General features: G+C 74.0%; 2 protein-coding genes and 1 pseudogene. 2 read left to right on the forward strand and 1 reads right to left on the reverse strand.

The features are described 5' to 3' along the window. Window positions 1-36 precede the first annotated feature (36 nt). Complete coding sequence (gene map, locus GT030_RS01455; protein WP_161199439.1) at window positions 37-834, reverse strand: type I methionyl aminopeptidase; 798 nt, start codon at window positions 832-834, stop codon at window positions 37-39. 33 nt (window positions 835-867) lie between these two features. Between map and GT030_RS01460 the strand changes: the two genes are divergently transcribed. Then, a complete protein-coding gene (locus tag GT030_RS01460) occupies window positions 868-1,119 on the forward strand; it encodes a helix-turn-helix transcriptional regulator (RefSeq protein WP_161199440.1) in 252 nt (83 codons plus the stop codon). A gap of 89 nt (window positions 1,120-1,208) precedes the next feature. Further along, window positions 1,209-1,563: pseudogene (locus GT030_RS01465) on the forward strand (hypothetical protein); the annotation flags it as partial.

Here is a 1,563-nt window from a genome sequence, read left to right on the forward strand (position 1 = left end):
GCCCTTCGGGCGACGACGCGAATGGTCAGACAGGACCTAGCACGGCTCCGCGCCCTGCCTCGCCGGTTCGCGGGCCGTCAGGACGCGGGGGCCCGCGTCCGTGATGGCCACCGTGTGCTCGGCGTGGGCCGCGCGGGAGCCGTCGTCGGTGCGCAGGGTCCAGCCGTCGGGGTCGGGGTGGTAGCCGTCCCGGCCGCCCGCGATCAGCATCGGCTCGATCGCCAGGACCATCCCGTGGCGCAGCGGCATGCCCCGGCCGGGGCGGCCCTCGTTCGGCACGCCGGGGTCCTCGTGCATCCTGCGCCCGATGCCGTGGCCGCCGAAGCCGGCGGGGATGCCGTACCCGGCGGCGCGGCACACCGTGCCGATGGCGTGGGCGATGTCGCCGATGCGGTTGCCGACGACCGCCGCCTCGATCCCGGCCGCCAGCGCCCGCTCGGCGGTGGCGATCAGGGTCAGGTCCTCGGGGCGCGGGCGGCCGACCACGAAGCTGATCGCCGAGTCCCCGGCCCAGCCGTCCAGCAGAGCGCCGCAGTCCACGGAGAGGAGGTCGCCGTCGCGCAGGCGGTAGTCGGTGGGGATGCCGTGCACGATCGCGTCGTTCACCGAGGCGCAGATCACCGCCGGGAAGGGGGTCGGGGCGAAGGAGGGCCGGTAGCCGAGGAAGGGTGACGTCGCGTCCGCCCCGCGCAGGACGGCGCGGGCGACCTCGTCCAGTTCCCGCAGGCTCACGCCCACGTCAGCGGCTTTCCGTACCGCCGTCAGTGCGCGCCCGACCACCTGGCCGGCCGAGTACATGGCATCGATGGAGGCGTCCGTCTTGAGTTCAACCATACCAATTACTATACCGGTATTAGAATGGGTGCCATGGTGCGCACTCCCCTGACCCCCGAAGAGCGCGAGCGCGGCGAACAGCTCGGCCGGCTGCTGCGCGAGGCGCGCGGCCCGCGGAGCATGACCGCGGTCGCCGCGGTCGCCGGCATCTCCGCCGAGACCCTCCGCAAGATCGAGACCGGCCGGGCACCGACCCCCGCCTTCTTCACCGTCGCGGCGCTGGCGCGGGCGCTCGGGCTCTCCATGGACGAGCTGGTCGTCCGCTGCGCGCTGGTCCCGGTCTGAGCCGTTCCGCAAACTGTGCGTAGCAGGCCCGTAACACGGCTGGTGTTGCCTGGCTCCCGCAGTGCTGGCGAACGGGCGGGAGCCGGTCGATGGCGGAACAACTCGCGGCGGTGGCAGGGGAGTTCGGGTTCTACCTGGACGGTCTCCTGTCCCGCCTCGACCAGGAAGCGGGCTGGTGCGGGGTCTTCTGGCACCGCGACCCGGACGGCATGCGCGCCTGCCGCGAGGGGCGTGAGGTGCCCCCGTGGGACGTGGTCGACGCCCTGCTGCGGGATCTCGCGGCGACGTACGGAACCGTGCCGGCCCTGGCCGAGCGCGAGCGGGCCCGCGCGCTGCACACGGCGGCCCTCGTCGCGTACGACGCCCGTCCCGGCGCCCAGGACACCCTGACCCGGCGCCTCCACGCGACCCTGCGCGAGCGCCATGACGCGGACGAACGCGAGG

It is taken from the genome of Streptomyces sp. SID1328 (genome assembly GCF_009865595.1).
Taxonomy (GTDB): domain Bacteria; phylum Actinomycetota; class Actinomycetes; order Streptomycetales; family Streptomycetaceae; genus Streptomyces; species Streptomyces griseoluteus.

What these genes read in the sequence shown, in the direction of transcription:
- map (WP_161199439.1), bottom strand. Translation starts at nt 834, where the DNA reads ATGGTTGAACTCAAGACGGACGCCTCCATCGATGCCATGTACTCGGCC.
- GT030_RS01460 (WP_161199440.1), top strand. Translation starts at nt 868, where the DNA reads ATGGTGCGCACTCCCCTGACCCCCGAAGAGCGCGAGCGCGGCGAACAG.